Origin of the sequence: Roseovarius sp. (assembly GCF_965228755.1) — a bacterium.
Lineage (GTDB): Bacteria > Pseudomonadota > Alphaproteobacteria > Rhodobacterales > Rhodobacteraceae > Roseovarius.
Genome location: NZ_CBDDIG010000005.1, coordinates 1,835,457 through 1,852,259 on the forward strand (window position 1 = coordinate 1,835,457; position 16,803 = coordinate 1,852,259).

Consider the following 16,803-nt stretch of genomic DNA (forward strand, 5'->3'; position numbering starts at 1 on the left):
GGCGCCCGCGCGTGCTGTCAGTGGGTCCAGGCGCCGCGGCGGTTGGTGGCGAAATTCTCGCCATAACCGCCCGGGCGGACATTGGGCTTGCGATTGTGGGGCTCGGTCACCACCGCGTCGATCCCGTGCTCGCGGGCATATTCCAGCGCCGCTTCCTTGGACGAGAACCGCATCCTGACCTGCGCCTGCGTGTCCGAGGACGAGGTCCAGCCCATCAGCGGATCGACATCGCGGCCGGTCTCGTTGACGAATTCCAGCACCCAGTGTTTGGTCTTGGCGGTACCGGATTGCATGGTGTTGCGCGCAGGCTTGTAGATACGGGCTGGCATCGGCGAACTCCTTCGGGTCGTTGCGGTTATTCCAAAATCCGCGCCGCCGGGCAAGAGGGCGTTTGCAGTGCAGGGCGCTCCCCCTGCGGCGGCGGCGCGCGGCGGCACGGACGGATGCCTCCGGCGGGAGTATTTTCGGAACAATGAAAGCCCGTCTTACTGACTGCTGCTGTCAGGAGAGGCGCCGGCCGGGCCATGGCGGGTTGAACTGGCGGGGAAAGAGGCCAAGTCTAGCGCAACCCCCGAGGATTCGCCCCATGCCCTATGCCCATTCCGACAAATCCGAACCGCTGATGCACGCGCCCGCGCCGGACGTGAAGCATCGCGACAAGCTGGAGGGCGGCAAGAAATTCGTCATGGCGACCGAGTTCCAGCCGGCCGGTGACCAGCCCACCGCCATCGCCGAGCTGTCGCAAGGTGTCGACGCCGGCGAGCGCGACCAGGTGCTGCTGGGGGCGACCGGCACGGGCAAGACCTACACCATGGCCAAGGTGATTGAGGCGACCCAGCGCCCGGCCATCATCCTGGCGCCAAACAAGACCCTGGCGGCCCAGCTTTACGGCGAGTTCAAGGGCTTCTTCCCCGACAACTCCGTCGAGTATTTTGTCAGCTATTACGACTACTACCAGCCCGAAGCTTACGTGCCGCGCTCGGATACCTATATCGAGAAGGAAAGCCAGATCAACGAGCAGATTGACCGGATGCGCCACTCGGCCACGCGGGCGCTGCTGGAGCGCGACGACGTGATCATCGTGGCCTCCGTCTCGTGCATCTACGGCATCGGCTCGGTCGAGACCTACGGGGCGATGACACAGGATCTGAAGGCGGGCGGCGCCTATGACCAGCGGCAGGTGATTGCCGACCTGGTGGCGCAGCAGTACCGCCGCAACGACCAGGCCTTCCAGCGGGGCAGCTTCCGGGTGCGCGGAGACAGCCTCGAGATCTGGCCTGCCCACCTCGAAGACCGGGCGTGGAAGTTGAGCTTCTTCGGCGAGGAGCTTGAATCGATTACCGAATTTGATCCGCTGACCGGCGCGAAGACGGGCAGTTTCGAACAGATCCGGGTCTATGCCAATTCGCACTACGTCACGCCCAAGCCGACGATGCAGCAGGCCATCATCGGTATCAAGAAAGAGTTGCGCACGCGGCTCGACCAGCTTGTCGGCGAAGGCAAGCTGCTCGAGGCGCAGCGGCTGGAGCAACGGACGAATTTCGACCTCGAGATGCTGGAGGCGACCGGCGTCTGCAACGGGATCGAGAACTATTCGCGCTACCTGACGGGCCGCGCGCCCGGCGAGCCGCCGCCCACGCTTTTCGAGTTCATCCCCGACCATGCCATTGTTTTCGCCGACGAATCCCACGTGTCCGTCCCGCAGATCGGTGGCATGTACCGGGGCGACTACCGGCGCAAGTTCACGCTGGCCGAGCACGGGTTCCGGCTGCCCTCCTGCATGGACAACCGGCCCCTCAAGTTCGAGGAATGGGATGCGATGCGCCCGCAATCGGTGTTCGTGTCGGCCACCCCGGCGGCATGGGAGCTGGAACAGACCGGCGGCGTCTTTACCGAACAGGTGATCCGCCCGACCGGCCTGCTGGACCCCCAGGTGGAAATCCGGCCCGTCGAGATGCAGGTCGACGACCTGCTCGACGAGGTGCGGAAGGTGTCGGAAGCCGGATACCGGACATTGGTGACGACGCTGACCAAGCGGATGGCGGAAGACCTGACCGAGTACCTGCACGAGCAGGGCATCCGCGTGCGTTACATGCATTCCGACATCGACACGCTTGAAAGGATTGAGATTCTTCGCGACCTGCGCTTGGGCGCCTTCGACGTTCTGATCGGGATCAACCTGCTGCGTGAGGGGCTCGACATTCCCGAATGCGGACTGGTGGCGATCCTCGATGCCGACAAGGAAGGGTTCCTGCGGTCGGAAACCTCGTTGATCCAGACCATCGGGCGGGCGGCGCGGAATGCCGATGGGCGGGTCATCATGTATGCCGACCGCATGACCGGCTCGATGGAGCGCGCCATCGGCGAGACCGAGCGCCGCCGCGCCAAGCAGATCGCCTATAACGAGGAGCACGGGATCACCCCGGCGACGATCCGCAAGAATGTCGATGACATCCTGTCGGGGCTCTACAAGGGCGATGTCGACATGAACCGCGTGACGGCAAAGGTCGACAAGCCGATGGTGGGTGCCAACCTGCAGGCCCATCTCGACGGGCTGCGCACCGAGATGCGCAAGGCCGCCGAGAACCTCGAATTCGAGGAGGCGGCGCGGCTGCGCGACGAGGTCAAGCGGCTCGAGGCCGTCGATCTTGCCGTGCATGACGACCCGCTGGCGCGGCAGCAGGCGGTCGAGAAGGCCTCCGACGCGGCCGTTGGCGCCAAGGGACGGTCGACAGCCGGCCGGCCCGGCCAACGCGGCGGCAACGTGAAACGGCGCAAGAAGCACTGAACCACGGGTTGGTTAAGGCGCGGTTAAACGAGCGCGGCACGGTGTTGCGGTGTTTGCGAACCCGGAACGCCGCTCTCGGAAAATCGTTCAGAATGTGTGGGTTGGCGCGCATTCTTGAAAGAGACCTCAGCGAAACTTTGAGGATTCTTCTGTTTCCGTCGAAGTGGTATGATTGGCCATGAGACAGAGCTTCACCACCCAGCCCGCCCTTTTCGCCTCCCATGAGCTGTTCGAGCATCCCGCGCTTGGGGCGCTGGACGCGGTGGAGGAGGTGATCGACTGGTCCCGGATCGAGGCGCTGTTGCCGCGGGGCGAGGAGCGGCGGCAGACGGGGCGGCCGGGCTATCCGGCGCAGACGCTCTTTCGGGCGCTGCTGCTGGGTCTGTGGTACGACCTGAGCGACGTGAAGCTTTCCGCGCAGCTGGCGCGAGACCTCCTGTTCCGCAAGTTCTGCCGGCTGGAGCTGGACCAGGGGGTGCCCGAGGCCTCGACGCTGGGGCGGTTCCGGGCGCGTCTGGGCGACCGGCTGGAGGCGGTTCTGGCCGAGGTCGTGGCGATGCTGGAGGAGGCCCGTGTGGTGCTCGCCGAGGGGCGGATCGCGATCATCGACGCGACCGTGGTGGAGGCGGCGCAGAGCGGCTACGACCGCCGCGACCCGGAGGCGGGCTCGGCGGTGAAGCTGACGGTGAAGGGCCGTCGGCGGGCGGTCTGGGGCTGGCAGGCCTTCGTCAATGCCGACGAGGACGGGTTCGTGCGGCGGGTGGCGGTGAGCCCCGGCAACCGGGCGGAGGTGGACAGCCTCGAGGATCTGGTGGTGGGCGACGAGGCGGCGCTCTATGCCGACGGGGCCTATTCCAGCCCCCGCAGCCGGGCGCTGGTGGCGCGGACGGGCATGGCCGACCGGGTGCAGCGGCGCGGCGCGAAGCACAAGCGGCTCGGCCCGCAGGACAAGGCCCGCAACGTCGAGATCGGGGTCACCCGTGCCCGGGTCGAGGCGATCTTCGGGCACTGGAAACGGCACTGGGGCCTGCGCCGGACCCGGTTCCTGGGGCTTGCGAAGATGCGCATCCTGACCGGGCTGGCCGCCGTCGGCTGGAACCTGTGGAAAGGCGCGCGGTTCCGAATACTTTACGGCTGAGCGAAGACGAATACCCTCGAAGCCGCACAGGCCGGGTCGACCGAAAACCCCGGCCGAGCTCAGGCCAAAGCGGTAGCCGCTTCAGAACCACCTCGGACATCCACCTGCGAGAGAGGTGTGCGTTTCGCTGAGGTCTCTGAAAAGAATGCGGTCCGAAATCTTTTCAAGATTTCGACGGTGTGCGGAGGCAAGCGATGCTCGAGCTTGAGGCGACAAACACCCATCTTTACCCCGGCGCAACCGGCGCGATCCTGAGCGGTGCGCCGGGGGACGGGCCTGTCATCCTGCGCTTTGCCGATGGCGGCGGGGCCACGGGCACACTCTCCGGCGAGGTGCTGCAAATCGCCCCCTTCACCACCGCGGCCGGCACCGAGATCGCCGCGAAATCCTGGCAGATCGCCTTCGATGGCGACCGCTTCCGCATCACCGCCCGCGCCGCCCCCTGAGGGCTGGACAATCCGGGCCGCGCGGCTAAGTCTGCGCGCATGCGATTTCTTCTTGTCTTCCTGTTCTTTCCCGCCTTTGCACTGGCCAATGACTGGCAGGCTTTGGACCAGCCCGGCGCCATCGCGATCATGCGCCACGCGCTGGCGCCCGGGGCCGCCGATCCGGCCGATTTCACGCTGGATGACTGCACCACCCAGCGCAATCTCGATGACCAGGGCCGGGCCCAGGCGCGGGCGATCGGCGCGGCGTTCCGGGAGCGGGGCATCCGCTTCGACCGGGTCTTCACCAGCCAATGGTGCCGGTGCCGCGAGACGGCGGAGCTGCTCGATGTCGGCCCGGTCGAAGAGGCGCCGGCGCTCAACTCCTTCTTCGATGACTTCTCGGAGGAGGAGGCCAGCACGAACGCCGCAAAGGCCCTGATTTCAGAGACTTCCGGGGCGCGGTTGATGGTGACCCACCAGGTCAACATCTCGGGCCTGACCGGCCGCAGCACGCGGTCGGGCGAGGTGCTGATCATCCGCATGGCAGATGGTGAGGCGGAGGTGCTGGGCGCGATCATGATCGCGCCCTGAGCGCGGTTCACGGGACGAGCGCGACCTGCGACAGGCGTTCGTAGAACGGCAGATGGTGCCGCAGGTAGTCGCGCAGGTGGGGCGCCTCCTCGGCCAGGGCCTCGAACTCGGCCTCCTTGCGCAGCATTTCCTCGGCATCGGCGGCCCGGATGCCGGAGGAGGTCGAGGCGTGCTCGTGCCAGGAGCTGACCTGTTCCCAGTCCTGCGGGGCCTTCTTGTTCCAGTCGAACGCCTCCTCGCGGAAGTCGAGGCCGATCCGCTCCCACAGGCGGGCCATGGTGCCGCGGGTGTCGGCGCGGACGGTCTCGGCCTCGATCACCACGGCGTCGTGGCCGGCCTGGGTGACGGCCTGGTAGAGTTTCCACTCGTCCTCGAGCCCGATTTCCTGGTTGGACATCTGCGGATCGAGCCTGTGATAGCTGAGGATCGAGGCGAGCGGGTGGCGGATCAGGAAGCAGTGGGTGACCCGTTCCATGAAGGCCGGATCCCTGGTGATTTCCGGTAGAACATAATACGCCATGTCCTTGAAAAATACAGGGTTTTCCTCGGCCATGCCGATCAGCATGTCGCGGATTCCGGCATAGGTGGTCGGGTGATCCGACTGGGCGTCGAAGCCGGGGAACGGCTTTTCCAGGACGTTGAGGTAGTAATAGTACATGAACGGCTCGTGCGCGCAGGTCAGGTCGCCCCGTTCGCGCATCACGCGCTCCATCGCGGTGGACATCGAGCGGGGGTGCGACCAGAGCGCGATGATCTTGTTCATGTCCATGGGCCTCCTATTGATCAGGGTCAGATTAGCCGCGGGAGGACCGGGGGACAATGGCACAAGCGCAAGCCGCGACCCGGCATCTGAACCGGGCCGAAATCTGCTGCAACTTTGGGCTTCAAGCCTCAGAAATCGAATATTTCTTCCAGGAATCCACCGCGCTTTTTCTTCTTGCGCCCGTCATGGCCGCGGCGGTCGTCCCCGGCGTTCCAGACCCGGGCCTGGGGCGGTTCGGGTTCCGAGCGGTCGATGATCTTGTCGAGCTCGCCACGGTCGAGCCAGACGCCGCGGCATTTCGGGCAGTAGTCGATCTCGACACCGGCGCGTTCGGCGAGTTGGAGGGTTTCTCCGTCGACGGGGCATTGCATGGCGGGTCTCCTCTGGTGGTTTGCATCTATGGAGGTGTGCAGTACGGGGCCGATCTGCAAGGGGATGCGGCGATTTGGGCGGGGTCTTGCGAATCGGGGTTAACGGACGGAAATGGCGAGGTTTTCCGGTGTCGGTATCACGTCGGTATTACGTCGGTATTTTGTCGGTGTTCACGGCGGTGCCGGGTGCCGGTTAACGGGGCGTTCGGAGGCGGCGCAACGGGGGCTTGGAGTGCCCGGGCGGATGGCGCATGGTGAGGCCATGGAGAATGCCGACACCCCCCGCCCCGCCGCCGCCCTCGTGCTGGGGGCTAAGGTGCTGGAGGGCGGCCGGCCCTCGGCCGCGCTGGAGCGGCGGGCGCTGCATGCGGCGGGGCTGTACCGGGACGGCGTGGTGGCCCGGATTATTGCCAGCGGCGGCCCGCCGGGTGCCCGACCCACCGAGGCGGAGGCCATCCGAGGCTTGTGCGTCGCGGCGGGGGTGCCGGACGCGGCGATCCTGCTGGAGACGGAGGCCGGGAGCACCGAGGAGAACATCCGCCTCGCCCTGCCCCTCCTTGCGGCGGAAGGGATCGGGTCGGTCTGGCTGGTGACGGACGGGTTCCACGCCCGCCGGGCGGGCTTCACGGCACGGCGGCAGGGGATGGACGCGGAGATATCCTGCCCGGAGTTGACCGGCGTGCCGCTGTTGCGTCGGGTGCGGATGCATTTGAGGGAGACGGTGGCGCTTGCGGTGTATGCGGTGCGGCTGTGGCGGGGGTGACGGTCAAGTGACGGGGTTCAGTGGCATCGCGCTGACGATACTCAGGTTCCCGCAAATGGACGCATCGCCCTCGGCATGCGACACTTCTTTGTTTCGGCTACCCGAGTTTAGAAGACGCCATGTTTACACTTATCGAGAACACCATCTCGTTCGATGATACGTCCCTTGAAAGCTTTTACGAGGGGAGCACTACAATCCATCTTGGTGAAAGGGAGGGGGCGCCGTCCTATGCACCCGACTTGTTCGACGACGGCCAACTCACGATCTACTACCAGTCCTTGCTGGGTGCGGATGTATGGTTTTCCGCCGAAGGGACCGGTTACCGCTACACTGAATGCGGGGTCATGCGTTTTTTCAACGAGTTGGCGACGGTGATCTGTGCCCTTCCGATGCACAGGCTCGACACGATAAAGTTTCGCGGGCCGGACCCGGACGAAAGCTGGGAATTGTCCCGTGCGGGCGACCGTTACATGCTTCGGGAGTCCCGGTGGACAGAGGCGCTGAGCACTGACCGTGACGCGTTCGATGCATCGGTCTGGGAGGCCATGGGCATACTGATGTGGGCTTACAGGAAGCAGTTTCCCGATATAACCGACATAACCGATTATACGCATTGCCTGCGCGTTGCCGGAGATCCCATGTTCTACGGCGCAACAGGACGGTGACCGGAGGGGCCAGGGCAGAGAATGCGAGAGCGGACTGCGCTGGCGGCGTATGCGGGATGACCTTTGGTCTCAACCTGTCCCCGCCGGGCGAGCGCCGGCCCGTGGGGAGGCGCTGCAACGTAAGTGGCCCACGCTTTATGGTGCCGAGTACATCCAACCTAAGAACCTCACACCACGCCCGCCAAAGCGCCTGCCCGCCGGGACGGGCCGGCGCTCGCCCGGCGGCCTTCGGCCTCTGTTCCGGGCGTGTATCGGACCAAATCGAACGGAAAAGCCTCAGCGGCAAAACCTACCGCGCCACCGTCACGTCCACATACCGCCCGATCCCGCCCGAGCCGTAGATGCGCACGAAAACCGTCGCCCCGCCCTGCAGCAGGTTCTGCCGCGCGACCGGGTCCATCGAGCCGTTCATGATCATCCGCTCCATCGCCGCGCGGTTGTCGACATTGCCGAAGAACGGATCCCACTCGTCGCCCACCTGCCGGATGCCGTAGCGGTGGTAATTGGCCCGGTCCTGCCGGAGCACCTGCCAGGGCTGGGTCAGGCGGGCGCCCTTGGAGTTGTAAAGGTCGTCGGTGCCGATGAAGGCGGTATAGGCGCCGATCAGCTGTTGCGCCGCGGCGGGGCTGGCAAACGCCAGCAGCCCTGCGGCAAGAAATGACTTGAGGTAACGCATCTTGGCCTCGGAAATGCACACATGCCCCATGACATGCGCCCCGAGCATACGCCCGCCCGGGCCGGTGCGGCGAGTCTTTTCGTGCCGAAGGCCGCCGCCGCCTAGCGGACGACGTGGACCGCGCAGGTCGCGTGGCGCACCACCTGGTGCGCCGTGCTGCCCAGCAAAAGGTCGGCCATGCCGGGGCGGTGGCTGGCGATGACGATGCAGTCGACCGAGTTGCCCGCCGCCCAGTCGGTGATGGTGCGCCCGGCATGGCCATCGACGACGATGCCCTGCGAATGCGGGATGCGGGAGGCCATCTCGGCCAGCTCGGCCTCGATCGCCGTGCGGCTTTCGGAGAGGTATTCCTGCGGCATGTAGGAGATCGCGTAGGTCGGCACCTGCTCCATGACGTGCAGGAGGGTGACGCGGCCGGTCTCGCCGGCCAGAAGCTGGGCGACGCTCATGGCGCCGGCGGCGTCGCGATCTTCTTCGAAGGATACGGGGACGAGGACATGGGTGTACATCTTGGCTCTCCAATGCGCGTGACGGCGCGGTATGACAGTGAAACCGCCGCCTGCCCCGCATTGTTCCGCATCAGCCCGGGCGGCGCTGTCCCAGCCGCGACATCACCCGCCCGTCGGTGACGACGAGGCCCACGGCGATCAGCGCGAAACCGGTGATGGCCCCGGGGGAGAGGCGTTCGCCCAGCACCCCTGCCCCCAGCGCCACGGCCACGGGCGGGATCATCAGGGTCACCAGCATCAGGTTCGCGGCCCCTGCCCTTGCGAGGATACCGAAGTAAAGCAGGTAGGCCAGCGCGGTGGAGAGGGTGGAGAGCGCGAGCAGCGCGGCCCAGGCGGCGCCCGGAAGGGCCAGCGTGGGCGCCCCGTCGGTCAGCAAGACGAGCGGGAGCATCAGCAGCGTGCTGCCCGTCAGCATGCCGAGCGCGTTCATCTCGGGCGGTGTACCCGAGAGCATGGCGCGACCCCAGACGCTGGCGAAGGCATAGCTGAGCGCTGCGCCGAGGATGGCGAGCTGGGCGAGGTTGGCGGGGTCGAGCCCCGACAGGGCGCCCGGCCCCATGATCGCCGCCACCCCCGCCAGCCCGAAGAGCGCGCCCGTGATCTTGCGCGGCGACAGCGGCTCGTCGGCCAGCAGCAGCCCGGCCACCACCGCGGCGAACACCGCCGTGGTGCCGTTGAGGATCGAGGCGAGCCCGCTGTCGATGCGGGTCTGGCCCCAGAAGATCAGCGAGAAGGGAATGGCGTTGTTGAGCGCCCCCATCACCAGGTAGGCGCCCCAGGTGCGCGGGCTGCGGGGAATGGCGATGCCGCGCAGGCGGATCACGAGGAACAGCACCGGCAGCGCCCACGCCACGCGGTGCAGCGTGATGGTCAGCGGCGGCACGTCGCGCAGGGCGATCTCGGCCAGGAAGAACGAGCCGCCCCAGACGGTGGCGAGGGCGGCCATCATCAGCGCGGCGGCAGGGGTGATGGCGGGATTGGTCATGGCTGAGACATGGCACGGGCCGGCGCATGCCGGCGACCCGGAACTTGCGCTATTTCGACATCGCCTCCTCGATCTGCTTGGCGATCTGGGTGGCCCATTCGCCGATGATCGGCAGGAATTCCACCTGGCTCAGGAACCAGGCGATGATCGACAGAAGCAGCGTCGCCCCCAGCACAGAGCCCAGCCCGAAGACCAGCCCGCGGGCGAAGTTGAAGGCCAGCACCCTGGGCAGGGAGTTGTGCATGCGGATGAAATTGTGGGAGTTGAGCCGCGAGACCTCGCGCGTGAGCGAGCGCAGCTCGGCGCGCACGTCGTCGGGGCCCGGTTCGGGCTCTGGCTGTCGTCGTCTGCGTCGGAAGCGGGTCAACCGAACGTGGCCGTCACGTCGTACATCACCGGCTCGAAGCTCTTGCACAGCTCGTGGATCTTGCGGTTGCGGCGGCGCATCTCCTCGGAACGGAGCATGGCCTGGAAATCCTGCCGCGAGCGCCATTGCGAGTAGTTGGCGATGCGGGTCTGGGCGTCGTTCACGTGCAGGCCGGCGGCGATGAAGCCGGGCTGTTTCGAGATGAACTCCTCGTAGGCGGCGGACAGCTCGTCCATCAGGTCCTGGCAGGTGCCGGGGGTCATTTCGAAGGTGGTGATGACGGTCTGGACATCCTGTGTCGTGGCGATCTTGGGCATCGGGCACTCCCTCCTTGCAGGGACAGCCTAACAGCTAGAACGGCACGGGCAACGCGCAAGACGCGATCCGGGGGCGATTAACCTCGCGTTTACCAGTTTCGGCAAGGCTCGGCGGTGGAGGCTGAACGACATGGTGCGGATTCTGGTCCTGCTGCTGGCGTCAGCGGCCGGATCCATGGCCGCGGCCGGGACCTGGCCCATGGCGAGGGGCGAGGGGCATCTCTGTTTCTCGATCGAGGGGGATGCGGGCGGTGGCGCGGGCGCTTATGCAACGCTTTACGCCGAGATGGGCGTGGGCCGGGGGCGTGTCGTGGGGCTCGATTTCGGGCAGGCGGAGGATGATCTCGCCAAGGCGGTGTTGTTCGCACGGTTCCCGTTCGGGGCGCGCGGCGGCGACATCGTGCAGGCGTGGGAGATGGGCGTGGGCATGGTGGATGGCGCGCTGACGCTGCGGCCGGGGGTGTCGATCGGCCGGGGCTTCCAGATCGGGGAGCGCGCGGGCTGGGTCGCGCTCGACAGCCGGGCGGTGTTTTCCGAGGCGGGCACGGGGGTGCTCGAGACCGACCTGACGGTGGGCGCCGAGCTGGCGGGCGGGCACAAGTGGATGGTGCAGCTTCAGATGGCCGCACCCGATGACGCCGACCCTTACGTGAAGATCGCGCCGAGCCTTGCACTGAAACGGGGAAAGGGCCGCCACCTCCTTCTGGGGGCGGCGGCCGGGCTGGTGAATGCCGACGCGGTGAAGATCACCTTCGGCATCTGGCAGAAGTTCTGAGGCGCGTCAGGCCGGCGTGTCGATCCGCAGGCGGATCGTGACCGTGCCCTCGACCGGCGTCTCCCAGCGCAGGTTGACCCTGTCCTTGTTCGGCCCCTGCTGGACCTGGTGATAGGGCATGCCCCAGTAGATCGACCCGCCCTGCTGCCGGATCGCCCCCTTGGCCGTGACCGATTCCACCGTCCGCGCCCAGGCCTCGAACGGCAGCTTGGGGAAGGGTTCGACCACCCAGGTGTCGCTGTGGCTGGCCTCGACATGTTCCATCACCAGCGGGTTCTCGACCACGGTGTTGACGTTGTTGAAGGCGTTGCCGGTGAAGGTGATGTTCCTGAACCGGCTGAAATCCATCGTGGCAAAGCTGGTGTCGATCCCCTCGACCCGGTCGATATTGCCGTCGAACAGGCGGAAAGTATTGCCGGTCACGTTGAGCCCGTTGATGAAATGGCCGGTGCCGTAGGGTTTGACCCGGATGAAGTTGAAGGACGGCGCCGTGCTTTGCGACAGGAAGTTGTTGTTGGTGATGCTCATCGCCGAGAACGAGAACTCGCTGGAGAAACCGGGGTTCTTGTCATGCTCGTTGGTCCACTCGATCGAGCAGTCGCAGATGTAGTTGCCGCTGATCGTCGCCCGCGAGTTGGTATGCGCCATGACGATCCCGGCGCTGCGCGGGCCCACGTCGGCGGCATCGCCCTGGAAGATGTGGTTGCCGAGGATAACCGAACTGGTGCCGCCCACGATCGCGAAATGCTTGAAATAGGTACAGCGGTTATGCCGGATCTTCACGTCGTTGGCGTTGATGTTGACACCGATCGACTGGCGGTTCGGCACAAGAAGCTGCGTCTCGTCCGACAGGAACTGGCAGCGGTCGATCATCATGCCCTGGCAGCCGTCGCCATGGCTCGAGACGCCGCGTTCGCGCGGCGAGGTGAACCAGCAGTCGCGCAGGTGAAATCCGATGCCCTTGGTGGGCAGCAGAAGCCCGTTGCAATCGCCCCGGCAGAGGAAATCGACATTGGAGATGGCGAATTTCGAGATCTTCGAGAAGCCCGAGAAATCGAGCATGTACTTGAAGCGGCGGAAGGTGAAATTCTGGGTGCCCACCGCGTCGTAAAGCTCGCGGCTCAGCTCGATCGTGCCGGCGCCCACGTTCTTCGACTTCACGTAGACCTCGCGGCCAACCCCGTTGCCCTCGACCAGCGAACCCACGGGGATATTCGCCACGTTGGCCACGTTGTTGAGCTCGTAGCCCCTGCTGGTGGTATAGCTGGCCTGCGAGGTGAAGGTTTCGGTGTCCCAGTTGGGCCCGGCCACGACCGAGAACTGGCCGTTGCTGATCAGCCGCCGCTGGGCGAAATTGCTGACATCGGGAACCGCGGCCTTGAGGTCGACGGGCTCGCGCAGGTCGATCTTGAGGCCCCTCATGTCGAGCTCGACGTGATGCGGCGTGCTGATCAGCGACTGGAACGCCTTGCGAAAGGCCAGCTCCTCGTCGCCGAAGGCGTCGATATAGCCCGGCAGGTCGAAATTCTGCATGAGCGTCAGCACCTTGTCGGCGGGCATGGTGACCGTGCCGTCGAACCGCGCGCGCGCCTGCAGGGTCACGCTGTCGCCGAGGAAATAGGCCCCCTCGGGCACCAGCACGTCGCGCCCGTCGGCGGCGGCGTCGGCGGCCTCGAAGGCGGCGTGATCATCGGTGACGCCATCGCCCACGGCGCCGTAATCGCGCACGTCCACCACGCCGATCAGGTCACGCAGGAAGAAGCGGGTGACGTCCTCGATCTCGATATCGTCGATCCGGACGACGCCGCCGTTCGGGCCGGTCAGGTCGAGCCCGAAATGGCCATAGAGCGCCCCGGTGCCCCAGGCCATATCGACGCCGCCGCGGCTGCCGGTGCCGACGATGGCGCTGACCTCGACCACGTCGCCATAGGTGGTCAGCGTCACCTCCGGCCCGGTCTCGTCGACGCCCGTGACATGGGCGCCGCCCGCGCCGCCGGCCCAGCCGGCGATGCGCACATCCGGCAGCGCGCCGCTGATCGCCTTCACCCGCGCCCGGATGCGCAGGTAACAGCCCGGCAGGATCGGCGTCTCGCCGGTATGGCGCAGCTTCATGGTGGCTTGCGTCTTCAACAGCTCCAGCGCGCCGCCGAAATCGGCATCAGACGGCACGAAGGCCGCATCGGGGGAGTTGTCGTAAGTGTCGGAGCCCGGCGTGCCGTTGCCGCTCGACCAGACGTCGAGCCCGCTTGCGAAGGCCGGCGGCATGAAGGTGATGTCATCGGTAACTGCCTTGTTCATCGCTTTCCCTTTCCGCATCCGCCGCGCGGGCGTCCCGGGCCCGGATGTCAATTGGATTACCTCACCGTACGGTCGCACCGCCGGTGAAATCGGGGGGTATGCGCAAGGGGTAAGCGAGATGTCTTTACACCGCACGGTGCGTGTTGCGCGACCTGTGCTAGGATGGGACCGGGATAATTCGGACAAGGGAATTTCAGATGCTGGAATTCGACGCGGCCACGCGCCGCATTCTCGACCGGTCCTATGCCGGCTCGGACGTGGTGCGCCGGCGGCTGGAGAACTTCCGCGCGCTCGACCCGAGGCCGGGCGAACGGGTGCTCGACCTGGGCTGCGGGACGGGTTTGCTGACGGCCGAGATCGCGCGGGCGGTGGGTGATGCGGGCCATGTTCTGGGCGTCGACCCGAGCGCCGACATGCGCGCCGGGGCCGAAGAAAGCTGTGCCGGGGTCGAAACGGTGAGGATCGCGGAGGGCGATGCCGCCGCCATCCCCGCCGAAGACGGGGCCTTCGACAAGATCGTGTCGCTACAGGTATTCGAATATCTCGACGACGTGCCAGCCGCGCTGGCCGAGGTGTCGCGGGTGCTGAGGCCCGGCGGCCGGCTGGTGATCGGCGACTGGCACTGGGATTGCTTCGCGTGGCACAGCGAAAGCCCGGAGCGGATGGCGCGGATGATGGCCTCGTGGGACGAGCACTTGGCCGAACGCTGCGTCCCTGCCCTGTTGCCGGCGCTCCTGTCCGATGCCGGCTTCACCTTCGGCGAAAGCCGGGCGGTGCCCTTTACCGACACCTGCCTGCGCGCCGACGGGATGGCCAACATGATGCTGCACCTGATGGCCGGCTATGCCCGCCAGAACGGCCACCTGCCCGAAACCGAAATCGCCGCATGGAAGGCCGAGCAGGAAGAGCTGGCCCGCGCGGGCCGCTTCTTCTTCTCGCTCACGCATTTCGTCACCGTGGCCCACAAGGCGTGAGCCCCGGCGGCGTCAGGCCGTGCCCTCGGTCGCCTTGCGCACCCGTACCGCGTTGATCAGCCAGCCGGTCTCGCCCGGTATCATCTGGTATTCGAGGATATAGAGCGCGCCCTCGGCATCCCGCACCATCACGTTCTGCCACAGCTCCTTGCCGCGGCGGTCGATGGACAGGAAATTCACCTCCGAAGGCCGCCAGACCATCGGATAGCCCTGCCGCACCATCTGGCCGAAGCGCTCGGGCGTGCCGAAGATGCCCTTGATCATCGGGCTGGCATAGGTGAAGGCGGTTTCGAAATCGTCGGCGAGGAAGGCGTCGATCTGGTTCGAGATCACCTTCTCTATGTCCTCGTTGGCCTTCGCGGGCAGCGCCAGCGCAAGGGTGACAAGAATCGCGCTTATCATGTGTCGCATATCATACCTCCATGCAGGTGATACGCGGGCGACGCGGCGTCCGGATCACTCTTGCCCCGTCCCGGCGCCGCATAATGGTCTGGAACAGGCACCTTCCCCGTGCCAATCTCCGCGCCGAACGACACCGCAGCCGGAGGCTCCGCCCATGCCCGCCACTACCACCTATGCCATCGTGATGCTGATCGCGGGCTTCGGCATCCCGATCCTCGCGGCGCTCAACGCGGCGCTCGGGGTGCGGCTGGGCTCGCCCGTGGCGGCGGCGGCGCTGCTCTTCGTGGTGGCGCTCGTCGTCACGCTGGGGGTGCTGGCTTTCACCCGTCCCTCGGCGCTCCTGAACGTGGCCGGCGCGCCGAAACATCTGTATCTCGCCGGGATACTGGTCGCCTTCTATATCCTCTCGATCACCTTCGTCGCACCGAGATTCGGCGTCGGCAACGCGGTGTTCTTCGTGCTATTGGGCCAGCTTGTCAGCGCCGCGGCGATCGACCATTTCGGGCTGTTCGGGGCCAATGTCTCGCCCCTGTCGCTGTCCCGCGCGGCGGGGATCGGGCTGATGGCGGCCGGCGTCTTCATGACGCAACAGGTCTGAGAGACCGGAACCGTTGGCGAAGCCCGGCCAAGCCGTGATAGGCTTGCCCGCAAAGGAGAGATCAGCCATGGCCCACCATTTTCCGCGCCGCGCCATCCTCGGCTGGCTCGGCCTCGTCGCCCTGACCGGACCGGCGGCGCTCGCCCAGGATGTCGAGGAACCCGACCCGACCGACCTCGTGCCGCGCCGCTTTTCGCCCGCGGAGTTCGCGTCGCTCGACGACAACGAGATCTACATGGCGAACCTGGCCAACCGCCGGGGCCGCGCCATCCGGATCGACGGCTGCTCGGCCGAGGCCAGCGCCGAGATCATCCGCACCGCCAATGCCGACCGCGCCGCCGGGCTGGAGATGCTGCGCCGCCTCTGCGGCGGCTAGCTCAGCGTCCCGCCAGCGCCTGTGCCTGCTGCCAGGCGGCGTCATCCACCTCGACCGGGTCGGCGCCCTGTCGCCCGGCGCCCGGGATACGCGCGCCCTCGTCCATCGCCACCATCTCGGCGATCCGGGCAAAGCGGTCATGGAAGGCGCCCGACATCCCCGGGTCGATCAGCAGGTAGTAATCGCCGATATCGTGCGGCTCCCCTTCGGGCGCCTTGAGCGGGGCGATATCCGGCGCCGCGCGGCTGCCGGTCATCCCCGCCGCCAGCAATTCCGCCATCAGGCCAAAGCCCCAGCCCTTGTAGCCGCCCATGCTGACCAGCGAGCCGCCCAGCGCGGCCTCGGGGTCGGTCGTGGGCCTGCCCTCGGCATCGACGGCCCAGCCTTCGGGGATTTTCTCGCCCGCCGCCTTGGCCATGGTGATCTTGCCCAGCGCCACGGTGGTGGTCGACTGGTCGAACAGCATGGCGATGCCGCCCTGCCCGTCCGGCACGGCGAAGGAGATGGGGTTGGTGCCGATCACCCGCGTCTTGCCGCCCGGCGGCGCCACGATGGGCGAGGCATTGGTCATGCCCAGCGCGATCAGGCCCTGCCGCGCGATCTGCTCGGTGAAGAAACCCAGCGAGGTGCAGGTATGGGCGTGACAGATGGCAAGGCTCGCCACGCCACACTCCCGCGCCGCCGCCACGGCCTCGGGCAAACCGCGCGCAAAAGCGGGCTGCGCAAACCCCAGCCGCGCGTCGACCACCACCGCGCCGGGGCGCGGGCGGCTGACCTCCGGCGCCACGTCGCCCTTCACCCGGCCCGACCGCAATTGCTGGCAATAGCTTTCCAGGTAGTAGAGCCCGCAGATCCGGTTGCCGTGGCTCTCCGCCTCCCGCACCGCGCGGGCCACCTCGCCGGCGATCCAGCCCTCGGCGCCATGCGCCTCCAGCGCCGCGCGCGTCACTTCCTCGATCTCGGCCAGCGATACCTTTGCCATTCCTGTCACCCCCGGGCTTCTTCTTGGTAAAAATATC

The 16,803-nt window shown here is 66.6% G+C and carries 21 protein-coding genes; 10 read left to right on the forward strand and 11 right to left on the reverse strand.

Annotation, left to right across the window (positions count from 1 at the left end):
- Positions 1-17 precede the first annotated feature (17 nt).
- Positions 18-329, reverse strand: a complete 312-nt coding sequence (locus ACO07J_RS12675) for an ETC complex I subunit (RefSeq protein WP_422029378.1) — start codon at positions 327-329, stop codon at positions 18-20.
- Positions 330-586: 257 nt separating this feature from the next.
- Here ACO07J_RS12675 and uvrB point away from each other — a divergent pair, with 257 nt between their 5' ends.
- The 4 genes from uvrB to ACO07J_RS12695 all read left to right on the forward strand — a co-directional run bounded on the left by uvrB (position 587) and on the right by ACO07J_RS12695 (position 4,945).
- Positions 587-2,788, forward strand: coding sequence for an excinuclease ABC subunit UvrB (gene uvrB / locus ACO07J_RS12680; protein WP_422029380.1), 2,202 nt, complete (start codon positions 587-589; stop codon positions 2,786-2,788).
- Between the two features lie 178 nt (positions 2,789-2,966).
- The gene (locus tag ACO07J_RS12685) at positions 2,967-3,926 is read left to right on the forward strand and encodes an IS5 family transposase (RefSeq protein ID WP_422029382.1); all 960 of its coding nucleotides are present in this window, start codon (positions 2,967-2,969) and stop codon (positions 3,924-3,926) included.
- A gap of 194 nt (positions 3,927-4,120) precedes the next feature.
- Complete coding sequence (locus ACO07J_RS12690) at positions 4,121-4,372, forward strand: hypothetical protein (RefSeq protein WP_422029384.1); 252 nt, start codon at positions 4,121-4,123, stop codon at positions 4,370-4,372.
- A gap of 39 nt (positions 4,373-4,411) precedes the next feature.
- Positions 4,412-4,945 carry a histidine phosphatase family protein gene (locus ACO07J_RS12695; protein ID WP_422029386.1) on the forward strand — a complete coding sequence of 178 codons (534 nt, stop codon included), beginning with the start codon at positions 4,412-4,414 and terminating at the stop codon, positions 4,943-4,945.
- 7 nt (positions 4,946-4,952) lie between these two features.
- On the opposite strand, the gene ACO07J_RS12700 is transcribed toward ACO07J_RS12695, so the two are convergent.
- Positions 4,953-5,708, reverse strand: a complete 756-nt coding sequence (locus ACO07J_RS12700; RefSeq protein WP_422029388.1) for a hypothetical protein — start codon at positions 5,706-5,708, stop codon at positions 4,953-4,955.
- 128 nt (positions 5,709-5,836) lie between these two features.
- Complete coding sequence (locus tag ACO07J_RS12705) at positions 5,837-6,079, reverse strand: zf-TFIIB domain-containing protein (protein WP_422029390.1); 243 nt, start codon at positions 6,077-6,079, stop codon at positions 5,837-5,839.
- 244 nt (positions 6,080-6,323) lie between these two features.
- On the opposite strand from ACO07J_RS12705, the gene ACO07J_RS12710 reads away from it, so the two are divergent.
- Together ACO07J_RS12710 and ACO07J_RS12715 are read left to right on the forward strand one after the other, a co-directional pair.
- Positions 6,324-6,842, forward strand: a complete 519-nt coding sequence (locus tag ACO07J_RS12710) for a YdcF family protein (protein ID WP_422029392.1) — start codon at positions 6,324-6,326, stop codon at positions 6,840-6,842.
- 119 nt (positions 6,843-6,961) lie between these two features.
- Positions 6,962-7,507 (forward strand): hypothetical protein, encoded by a 546-nt coding sequence (locus ACO07J_RS12715; RefSeq protein WP_422029394.1) that lies wholly within the window; start codon positions 6,962-6,964, stop codon positions 7,505-7,507.
- 289 nt (positions 7,508-7,796) lie between these two features.
- Here ACO07J_RS12715 and ACO07J_RS12720 read toward each other — a convergent pair whose 3' ends face one another.
- The 5 genes from ACO07J_RS12720 to ACO07J_RS12740 all read right to left on the reverse strand — a co-directional run bounded on the left by ACO07J_RS12720 (position 7,797) and on the right by ACO07J_RS12740 (position 10,361).
- On the reverse strand, positions 7,797-8,231 hold the full coding sequence (locus tag ACO07J_RS12720; RefSeq protein WP_422029396.1) for a hypothetical protein: 435 nt from the start codon (positions 8,229-8,231) through the stop codon (positions 7,797-7,799).
- A 53-nt stretch (positions 8,232-8,284) separates the two neighbouring features.
- Positions 8,285-8,692, reverse strand: coding sequence for a universal stress protein (locus tag ACO07J_RS12725; RefSeq protein ID WP_422029398.1), 408 nt, complete (start codon positions 8,690-8,692; stop codon positions 8,285-8,287).
- A 70-nt stretch (positions 8,693-8,762) separates the two neighbouring features.
- Positions 8,763-9,677 (reverse strand): DMT family transporter, encoded by a 915-nt coding sequence (locus tag ACO07J_RS12730; protein WP_422029400.1) that lies wholly within the window; start codon positions 9,675-9,677, stop codon positions 8,763-8,765.
- A gap of 49 nt (positions 9,678-9,726) precedes the next feature.
- Positions 9,727-10,044, reverse strand: a complete 318-nt coding sequence (locus tag ACO07J_RS12735) for a DUF5665 domain-containing protein (protein ID WP_422029402.1) — start codon at positions 10,042-10,044, stop codon at positions 9,727-9,729.
- Positions 10,041-10,361: an antibiotic biosynthesis monooxygenase family protein gene (locus ACO07J_RS12740; RefSeq protein WP_422029404.1), complete on the reverse strand. Its 321-nt coding sequence runs from the start codon at positions 10,359-10,361 to the stop codon at positions 10,041-10,043. The genes ACO07J_RS12735 and ACO07J_RS12740 overlap by 4 nt, the downstream gene beginning before the upstream one ends.
- A gap of 130 nt (positions 10,362-10,491) precedes the next feature.
- Between ACO07J_RS12740 and ACO07J_RS12745 the strand changes: the two genes are divergently transcribed.
- Positions 10,492-11,136, forward strand: a complete 645-nt coding sequence (locus ACO07J_RS12745) for a hypothetical protein (protein WP_422029406.1) — start codon at positions 10,492-10,494, stop codon at positions 11,134-11,136.
- Between the two features lie 6 nt (positions 11,137-11,142).
- Here the strand turns inward: ACO07J_RS12745 and ACO07J_RS12750 are convergent, their stop codons facing one another.
- The gene (locus tag ACO07J_RS12750; protein ID WP_422029408.1) at positions 11,143-13,434 is read right to left on the reverse strand and encodes a glycosyl hydrolase family 28-related protein; all 2,292 of its coding nucleotides are present in this window, start codon (positions 13,432-13,434) and stop codon (positions 11,143-11,145) included.
- A 197-nt stretch (positions 13,435-13,631) separates the two neighbouring features.
- Between ACO07J_RS12750 and ACO07J_RS12755 the strand changes: the two genes are divergently transcribed.
- The gene (locus ACO07J_RS12755) at positions 13,632-14,408 is read left to right on the forward strand and encodes a methyltransferase domain-containing protein (protein ID WP_422029410.1); all 777 of its coding nucleotides are present in this window, start codon (positions 13,632-13,634) and stop codon (positions 14,406-14,408) included.
- A 12-nt stretch (positions 14,409-14,420) separates the two neighbouring features.
- Here ACO07J_RS12755 and ACO07J_RS12760 read toward each other — a convergent pair whose 3' ends face one another.
- Entirely contained in the window at positions 14,421-14,810 is a 390-nt protein-coding gene (locus ACO07J_RS12760; protein WP_422029412.1) for a DUF4864 domain-containing protein, read from the reverse strand.
- 154 nt (positions 14,811-14,964) lie between these two features.
- Between ACO07J_RS12760 and ACO07J_RS12765 the strand changes: the two genes are divergently transcribed.
- Positions 14,965-15,408, forward strand: a complete 444-nt coding sequence (locus tag ACO07J_RS12765; protein ID WP_422029414.1) for a DMT family transporter — start codon at positions 14,965-14,967, stop codon at positions 15,406-15,408.
- 67 nt (positions 15,409-15,475) lie between these two features.
- Positions 15,476-15,784, forward strand: a complete 309-nt coding sequence (locus ACO07J_RS12770) for a hypothetical protein (RefSeq protein WP_422029416.1) — start codon at positions 15,476-15,478, stop codon at positions 15,782-15,784.
- Between the two features lies 1 nt (position 15,785).
- On the opposite strand, the gene ACO07J_RS12775 is transcribed toward ACO07J_RS12770, so the two are convergent.
- Positions 15,786-16,766, reverse strand: coding sequence for an Ldh family oxidoreductase (locus ACO07J_RS12775; RefSeq protein ID WP_422029418.1), 981 nt, complete (start codon positions 16,764-16,766; stop codon positions 15,786-15,788).
- Positions 16,767-16,803: the final 37 nt, after the last annotated feature.

Coding starts and splice junctions, on each gene's coding strand:
- ACO07J_RS12675 (WP_422029378.1), bottom strand. CDS start 329: ATGCCAGCCCGTATCTACAAGCCTGCGCGCAACACCATGCAATCCGGT.
- uvrB (WP_422029380.1), top strand. CDS start 587: ATGCCCTATGCCCATTCCGACAAATCCGAACCGCTGATGCACGCGCCC.
- ACO07J_RS12685 (WP_422029382.1), top strand. CDS start 2,967: ATGAGACAGAGCTTCACCACCCAGCCCGCCCTTTTCGCCTCCCATGAG.
- ACO07J_RS12690 (WP_422029384.1), top strand. CDS start 4,121: ATGCTCGAGCTTGAGGCGACAAACACCCATCTTTACCCCGGCGCAACC.
- ACO07J_RS12695 (WP_422029386.1), top strand. CDS start 4,412: ATGCGATTTCTTCTTGTCTTCCTGTTCTTTCCCGCCTTTGCACTGGCC.
- ACO07J_RS12700 (WP_422029388.1), bottom strand. CDS start 5,708: ATGAACAAGATCATCGCGCTCTGGTCGCACCCCCGCTCGATGTCCACC.
- ACO07J_RS12705 (WP_422029390.1), bottom strand. CDS start 6,079: ATGCAATGCCCCGTCGACGGAGAAACCCTCCAACTCGCCGAACGCGCC.
- ACO07J_RS12710 (WP_422029392.1), top strand. CDS start 6,324: ATGGCGCATGGTGAGGCCATGGAGAATGCCGACACCCCCCGCCCCGCC.
- ACO07J_RS12715 (WP_422029394.1), top strand. CDS start 6,962: ATGTTTACACTTATCGAGAACACCATCTCGTTCGATGATACGTCCCTT.
- ACO07J_RS12720 (WP_422029396.1), bottom strand. CDS start 8,231: ATGCTCGGGGCGCATGTCATGGGGCATGTGTGCATTTCCGAGGCCAAG.
- ACO07J_RS12725 (WP_422029398.1), bottom strand. CDS start 8,692: ATGTACACCCATGTCCTCGTCCCCGTATCCTTCGAAGAAGATCGCGAC.
- ACO07J_RS12730 (WP_422029400.1), bottom strand. CDS start 9,677: ATGACCAATCCCGCCATCACCCCTGCCGCCGCGCTGATGATGGCCGCC.
- ACO07J_RS12740 (WP_422029404.1), bottom strand. CDS start 10,361: ATGCCCAAGATCGCCACGACACAGGATGTCCAGACCGTCATCACCACC.
- ACO07J_RS12745 (WP_422029406.1), top strand. CDS start 10,492: ATGGTGCGGATTCTGGTCCTGCTGCTGGCGTCAGCGGCCGGATCCATG.
- ACO07J_RS12750 (WP_422029408.1), bottom strand. CDS start 13,434: ATGAACAAGGCAGTTACCGATGACATCACCTTCATGCCGCCGGCCTTC.
- ACO07J_RS12755 (WP_422029410.1), top strand. CDS start 13,632: ATGCTGGAATTCGACGCGGCCACGCGCCGCATTCTCGACCGGTCCTAT.
- ACO07J_RS12760 (WP_422029412.1), bottom strand. CDS start 14,810: ATGATAAGCGCGATTCTTGTCACCCTTGCGCTGGCGCTGCCCGCGAAG.
- ACO07J_RS12765 (WP_422029414.1), top strand. CDS start 14,965: ATGCCCGCCACTACCACCTATGCCATCGTGATGCTGATCGCGGGCTTC.
- ACO07J_RS12770 (WP_422029416.1), top strand. CDS start 15,476: ATGGCCCACCATTTTCCGCGCCGCGCCATCCTCGGCTGGCTCGGCCTC.
- ACO07J_RS12775 (WP_422029418.1), bottom strand. CDS start 16,766: ATGGCAAAGGTATCGCTGGCCGAGATCGAGGAAGTGACGCGCGCGGCG.